The 4,685-nt window shown below is 61.4% G+C and carries 5 protein-coding genes and 3 pseudogenes; 3 read left to right on the forward strand and 5 right to left on the reverse strand.

Features of this window, described 5'->3' with window-relative positions; genetic code table 11:
• The 3 genes and pseudogenes from ACGLHR_RS50615 to ACGLHR_RS50625 all read right to left on the reverse strand — a co-directional run.
• Positions 1–212 (reverse strand): annotated as a pseudogene (locus ACGLHR_RS50615) (hypothetical protein); the annotation flags it as partial.
• Between the two features lie 280 nt (positions 213–492).
• Entirely contained in the window at positions 493–1,350 is an 858-nt protein-coding gene (locus ACGLHR_RS50620) for an IS110 family transposase (RefSeq protein ID WP_400103537.1), read from the reverse strand.
• Positions 1,351–1,868: 518 nt separating this feature from the next.
• Positions 1,869–2,231 (reverse strand): winged helix-turn-helix transcriptional regulator, encoded by a 363-nt coding sequence (locus tag ACGLHR_RS50625; protein ID WP_400103539.1) that lies wholly within the window; start codon positions 2,229–2,231, stop codon positions 1,869–1,871.
• A 91-nt stretch (positions 2,232–2,322) separates the two neighbouring features.
• Between ACGLHR_RS50625 and ACGLHR_RS50630 the strand changes: the two genes are divergently transcribed.
• Together ACGLHR_RS50630 and ACGLHR_RS50635 are read left to right on the forward strand one after the other, a co-directional pair.
• Positions 2,323–2,652, forward strand: a complete 330-nt coding sequence (locus ACGLHR_RS50630) for a nuclear transport factor 2 family protein (RefSeq protein WP_400103541.1) — start codon at positions 2,323–2,325, stop codon at positions 2,650–2,652.
• Positions 2,649–3,428, forward strand: a complete 780-nt coding sequence (locus tag ACGLHR_RS50635; RefSeq protein WP_400103543.1) for an SDR family oxidoreductase — start codon at positions 2,649–2,651, stop codon at positions 3,426–3,428. The genes ACGLHR_RS50630 and ACGLHR_RS50635 overlap by 4 nt, the downstream gene beginning before the upstream one ends.
• A 574-nt stretch (positions 3,429–4,002) precedes the next feature.
• On the opposite strand, the gene ACGLHR_RS50640 is transcribed toward ACGLHR_RS50635, so the two are convergent.
• Positions 4,003–4,248 carry a hypothetical protein gene (locus ACGLHR_RS50640; protein WP_400103545.1) on the reverse strand — a complete coding sequence of 82 codons (246 nt, stop codon included), beginning with the start codon at positions 4,246–4,248 and terminating at the stop codon, positions 4,003–4,005.
• Positions 4,249–4,297: 49 nt separating this feature from the next.
• Positions 4,298–4,513, reverse strand: a pseudogene (locus ACGLHR_RS50645) (transposase); the annotation flags it as partial.
• Between ACGLHR_RS50645 and ACGLHR_RS50650 the strand changes: the two are divergent.
• A pseudogene (locus ACGLHR_RS50650) lies at positions 4,507–4,685 on the forward strand (transposase); the annotation flags it as partial. The pseudogenes ACGLHR_RS50645 and ACGLHR_RS50650 overlap by 7 nt on opposite strands.

The following is a 4,685-nucleotide window of genomic DNA, read 5'->3' on the forward strand; positions in this document are numbered from 1 at the left end:
TTGAGTGCCTCTTCAAAGAACAGCCACTGAGAGCCGGCAAGCTGCAGTTCGCGACGGATTGCCTCTGTGTTTTGCGGCGCCGTGGAGAGGAGTTCCTGCGCGGCTGCGAATTCCCTGGTAGCCGTGTCCAGATCCTGCGCCATCTGAGGGGAGGTAATGCCCCAGGCGCGGAACATGCTGATCTTGGCGATTCTCTGCGAGAGCATTGAGGTTACTCCGCACCAGTCACCCATCGGGATCAAGGCGGTAGCCGATATTCTGGCCATCGCCCCTGGCTCAGGTCGAGCCCCAGAAAAACGTCGGTGCCAAGCCAATGTCCAGGAAATATATCAACAATATGGTTACCCAAGTTGCGGCACCAGACTCGTTTCGGCTCATGGCTTGGACGTCTCAGTGATGCGCTCGCTGTATCAGGATGGCGGGGAACGGTGCCCAATCAACTCATTGGTTCCAGGCCAACCCGTTTTGCAGGCTTGCCGTCCCCGGCCAAACTCAGACGAAACATCTCCCCACTTCAAACGGCTTGCCGTCACGCATCATGTAATAGGCCGCGCGCGCCAGTTTGTGCGCCAGGGCCTTCATCGCCACGACCGCCAGTCGCCCGGCCTTCTTGCGTTCATAAAATCTCCTCGCCTGCGGGCAGCAGCGCAGTGCGGCCGCCGCGGCCTCGATGAAGGCCCAGGCAAGATACCGGTTGCCGTTCTTGGCATTGCCTTCGCCCTTCTTCTTGCCGTTGGAGATTCGCTTGCTCTCGACACACCGGCAATAGGAACTGAAATGACCAACCCCGGCAAACCGCGTGATGGTGCCAGTCTCGAGCATGAGCGTCGCGGCCAGTACATCGCCGATTCCGGGTGTGGTCTTCAGGATCTGAAACTCGGGGCGCAGCTTTACCTCGCGATTGAGGATCGCCTCGAGCGCATCGATTTCGGCGTCGAGCGTGCGCAACACCACCAGATTGGCCTTCAGTGCGCGTTCGACATACGACGATAGCTTGAGTGCGCTCACGGCGGCATCATCGAGTTTCAGGACGTGCTCGCCATTCATCCGCAGGCTCAGCTGCCGCGACAGCAGGCTCTCGATGCTCAGGATGTTCACGGTGCGTTGCCGCACGAGCTGCAGGCGCTTGCGCGCCAGGTCACGCAACGGGCGCTCCTGCAGCGGGTAAATATAGCCTTCCGGCAACAGTCCGAGGCGGAAGACATGCGCGAGGAACACCGCGTCGCGTTCATCACCCGCGTACTTCAAACCTTCGTACTGCTTGATGGCCGCCGTATTGGCCAGATGCATGTCGAACCCCGCTGCCATCAACCCGTCGACTAGCCAGTACCAGTTGAACGTCGATTCCATCACGACCCCTTGCAGCGCACTGCGGTACGGCGCGAGCGCCGCCACAATCAGTCCTAGTTCATTGGTCAGCCGCTTGCAGCACCCTATCCTGGTCGTCGATCACGGCCACCACCGCGTTATTCGAGTGCAAATCAATGCCGCTATACTTCATTTCAGCCTCCTTAACGGGTCAGTTGATCGTTGCCTCTCAATAGACCCTGGCCGCCCCCTTCCTTTGGGCGGCCAGGAGGCCTTTCAATGATTATCAACTCCACCGATGGAGCCGCTCGAACAAGATTTACGACCGTCCGCTCCCGTAGCGACGTGAGACGATCGCGCATGACGCCTCGGCCTACCGCTCGTCGGCCATCACAAAACGTGGCGGATCGCTAACGCAGTTCACCATAGCGCGACACGACGGTGTGATTCCAAGAACGTTGGGAGCGCCCCCAACCGATGCGGACGCGTCCGTTGACTTGCAGCAGACACCTCGTCGACGACCCACAGAATTTGAATTCCGGAAAACAGGCCTGTTAGCCTCAGGCACGCACGCTCGACGAAGACGATGGAAAGTCTTCGCGGCGCTCCGCCCATTTCAGAATCGCATCCAGTGCCGGGCACAGCGCCTGGCCCCAATCGGTCAGGCGGTAGTCCACCTTCGGCGGCACCTGGTGATAGGCCGTACGCGTCACGATGCCGTCCTCTTCGAGGCGGCGTAGCTGCTGGGCAAGCATCTTCTGCGTGATGCCGGGGATCAGCCTCTCGAGGTCCGAAAAGCGCCGCACCTGGCCACCGAAAAGGTGAAATAGGATCACCAGCTTCCAGCGCCCTTCCAGCAGCTTGAATGCGGCTTCGACATCGATTGCGGCGGTCGCGGGGGTGTACTTTTTTCGGTTAGCCAAGGCCTACTTACTTTTTAGTGCGTTCTTGCGATGTGGTAACTATAACGCCATCATTGGGACATGCAAACCCTGACGCTCAGGAAAGACCACAATGAATATGACACTGCCGCCGCCACTGGATGCCTATCTGAACGCGGAAGCCGCGACCGACACCACCTCTCTCGCGGACTGCTTTACTGCCGATGCCGTCGTGCGCGACGAAGGCCGTACGATCGAGGGGCTGGAAGCCATCGAGGCCTGGAAGAAAGACAGCAAAACCAAGTACCAGTACAGCGTCGAGCCGTTGGACGTGTCCCAGGACGGCGCCGCCGTGACGATGCACGCACGGCTCACGGGCACCTTCCCCGGTAGCCCGGTTGAGCTGACCTACACGTTCGTCCTAACCGGCGGCAAGATCGCGTCTCTGGAGATTCGCCGATGAGCGTCGCACTCGAACTTCAGGGGCTTAGGGCGCTCGTCACGGGCGGCACCAAAGGCGTCGGGAAAGCCGTTGTCGCACACCTCTGCAAGGCGGGCGCGAACGTCGTGACGACGGCGCGTTCGCGTCCCGATGACCTTGCCGAAGAATGGTTTATCGGAGCGGACATCACGACGGCCGATGGCTGTAAAACCATTGTCGACGCCGTGCTCGAACGGCTCGGTGGCGTCGATATAATCGTGCACGTCGTGGGCGGCTCATCGGCGCCGGCGGGTGGCTTCAGCGTGCTCGACGACGACGAATGGAACAAGGCATTGAACCTGAACCTGTTCCCGGCAGTGCGCATCGATCGCGCGCTTTTGCCCTCGATGGTCGAGCAGCGCTCGGGCGTCATCATCCACGTCACGTCGATCCAGAGGCAGTTACCGTTGCCGGAGGCCACAATTGCTTATGCTGCCGCCAAGGCTGCCCTGTCGAACTACAGCAAAGCCTTGTCCAAGGAAGTCAGTCCGAAGGGCGTTCGCGTCGTGCGTGTCTCCCCCGGCTGGGTCGAGACGGATGCCGCCGCGGGTCTCGTTGCTGAGATCGCCCGGCAGAGCGGCATCGATACGGAAGGCGCCCGCAAGATCATCATGGACTCGCTCGGCGGCATTCCTCTCGGCCGGCCGTGCTCGCCCCGGGAAGTGGCCGAGCTCATTGGTTTCCTCGTCTCCGCGCGGGCCAGCGCCATCACCGGCACTGAGTACGTCATCGACGGAGGAACTGTTCCGACTGCGTGATCTGAGCCGCTTGCCCTACCGCTTCGGTGTCGAACGCTGCTGCAGGCAGCCGGATAGCCGTGACCACGCCTCGTTTGCGCTGCCGTATCATGCCCTGTTAGTCGCCGGGATCGCGTGGCAAGGACCTACGCTAAGTCAAGCTTCACCTAGAACACTCCATCACCTGTGTTGGCTTCTTAGGAATGGTTGGCAGTGGCTGCTCAGGTCAGATGGCGCGACTTGAACTGCAGAGCCAAAAGCAAAAATCGGCGAGACAGGGCATGTTCGCGACCGTCCGCAGGGGGCAACGAGCCTAAGGTCAAAGCATCATTGGCGACCGTCTCTTCTCGGGCCGGAAACGGACGGTCGAAAATCGTGTTTGAGTGACTCAAACTGGCGGAAGCGGTCTCTCCCGTTTAGGGTTGTTCGATGCCTGCCGTCACCCGCAGGAATGTGAGTGTGCCACCGCGCGTTACTGGCAGGCGTCGAACAAGCCTCGATGGAGGAAACCGCGGAGTGCTCCGAGGCGGTCGGAGTGTTGGAGGCTATGGCGATTGATAGGCCGGGGTGCCCAACGGTGCTGGAGGATGCGCAGTCAAACGGGATGCTGGATAGAGCCTGGTGCGGTGACGAGGCGGTCCAGTCGCGCAATCGTGAGGATGAAGCGGACGTGCGAGGGGCTGCGCGAAGCGGCAAGCGCAAACGTCCGCTCGTAGGCCGCGTTGCCGCAAAGCCGACGGTCGAATTGCACGTCCAGAAAGCGTGACGCGCATGTCTGGCCTCGCCGCTTGGGTGGTGCGCGAATGGGCGCAGTGCGTTCCAGGATCTCGATGACGATCATCGGCGCACCGCAGTGCCGGCAGACGAAGACCGCAGGGATAGCAACCCCCCGGATCGTCGGGCTGGGTGTCGGCCTCAGGCATGACGTCCAGCAGTTCACGGGCCTTCGCGAGACTGGCGCGGCGCACCGGGTTGGCGAGCAGGCCGTAGTGACGGATGCGATGGAAGCCGGCGGGCAGCACATGGAGCAGGAAGCGGCGCATGAACTCGCCGGTTTCGAGCGTCATGATCTTGTGGCGGGTGCGTCCCTTTGCGCGGTAGTGCCGCGCTGGATGTGCATTCCGGACAGGTGCTGGCAGACTGCCGCGAGCGACGCACCCAGGACGATCTGGTGGCCTTCATGGAGCGCGTGGCAACCGCGTACCCGGGCAAACAGGTGCACGTCGTCTGGGACAACCTGAACACACATCGCGCACAGGCCGTCTGGCAGGCGTTCAA

Origin of the sequence: Cupriavidus sp. CuC1 (assembly GCF_044627735.1) — a bacterium.
Classification (GTDB): domain Bacteria; phylum Pseudomonadota; class Gammaproteobacteria; order Burkholderiales; family Burkholderiaceae; genus Cupriavidus; species Cupriavidus ulmosensis.